The sequence below is a fragment of the Parashewanella hymeniacidonis genome (assembly GCF_016900895.1).
GTDB lineage: Bacteria > Pseudomonadota > Gammaproteobacteria > Enterobacterales > Shewanellaceae > Parashewanella > Parashewanella hymeniacidonis.
Genome location: NZ_JAFEUN010000276.1, coordinates 1 through 1,292, shown reverse-complemented (window position 1 = coordinate 1,292; position 1,292 = coordinate 1). Strand labels below are relative to the sequence as shown.

Below are 1,292 nucleotides of genomic sequence, written 5' to 3'. Positions count from 1 at the left end.
ACTCTAATCTGCCCAATCGCGATGGACGAAGGTTTACGCTTCGCAATCCGTGAAGGTGGCCGTACAGTTGGTGCTGGTGTTGTAGCTAAAATCGTTGAGTAATATCGACGTTTAGTGAACACAAAAAAAGGTCGCTTAGGCGACCTTTTTTAATGTTTTGAAGCCACTATACACAACTAGTGTTCAACCCTCATGTTAAAATTTATGTCTTTCCCTTAAAGAATTTACTTGCTTCTTCAGCTCTTTCTAATAGTGCAGTATCTGGTATCAATGCGAGCCAATCGTATTTATTAGAAAAATTAAATTTACGTTTTATGGGATGTTGGTCAACAAAGTTAGTCTTAGCGACTGAGATGTTTGTTAATGTAGGCTGACCATTTTTAATGACTAAAACATGATTGCTATTATCGTCAGTCTCTACATTGATAAACCCCGTTTCTTCACCCAGTTCAATTTCTTCAACATGAGTATGACCGACAACTAAATAAGTCGTTTTGAAATGCCGATGGATCTGTTTAATAAGCTCTACTTTACTCAAATTGCCAGCTTTAACTCCACGCGTCAGTCCTCTATAAAATGTTAAGCCATTGCTAGAATAAAATAGATTATGCTCTTGCTGTGTAATAGTGCTTTTTGTGAGGGTGCCATGATATTGTTGATTTAAAGCGTTAACGGTTAACCCTGAATTAAGTACGGCCTCACTAATTCCACCGTGAGTGAACAGAAAGTTATCTAACTTTAAAATAACAGGTTGTGTTCGCATCCAACGACCTAGTACTGAATGTTGGCTAAAAGCTTCGCCGTAAGGCATCAATTGCTCAACAGCCCATAGATGTTCAGGCTCTACTCCCTTAATTCGGCCCTTAAAAACGTATTGCTCATGATTGCCTTGAAGTAACCAAATTTGTCCTCCAGCTTGTTTTGCTTGTTCTGACAAGTGGTAAACATGCCATAGTAAATCTAATACAAATCGGCCTCGGTCTACGGTATCACCAATAATAACGACTTGACCGTTGCCATAACTCCAATTTCCAAAATCATCTGTAATACCAACGTCGCTTGCCCATTGATTGAAATAAGTGAGATTGCCTTCAAGATCACTTATAACTGCAACTTTATCAGTTAATGGTGCTTCAGCCTTAATTGGATATTGATTGATACTCAATAAGTAGTCGGTTCTGAAAAAATCCATTTCAAGAGTTTAAATGTACGGCATCTGATTTACGCAAAATTCAGAGCCGTACCCAAAAGCAAGATTTCTTAGATTTTGCATCAATTTCACTACAAAACAG

At 38.1% G+C, this 1,292-nt stretch carries 2 protein-coding genes; one reads left to right on the top strand and one right to left on the bottom strand.

Going from position 1 to position 1,292, the window contains the following annotated elements:
* The coding region (locus JQC92_RS22310) for an EF-Tu C-terminal domain-related protein (protein WP_204999734.1) at positions 1-102 on the top strand (102 nt) is incomplete at its 5' end.
* A 100-nt stretch (positions 103-202) separates the two neighbouring features.
* Here the strand turns inward: JQC92_RS22310 and JQC92_RS22305 are convergent.
* Positions 203-1,192, bottom strand: a complete 990-nt coding sequence (locus JQC92_RS22305; RefSeq protein ID WP_205001719.1) for a metallophosphoesterase — start codon at positions 1,190-1,192, stop codon at positions 203-205.
* Positions 1,193-1,292: the final 100 nt, after the last annotated feature.

Bases quoted from the DNA above. Each gene is read 5' to 3' on its own strand.
- JQC92_RS22305 (WP_205001719.1), bottom strand. From the start codon at position 1,192: ATGGATTTTTTCAGAACCGACTACTTATTGAGTATCAATCAATATCCA.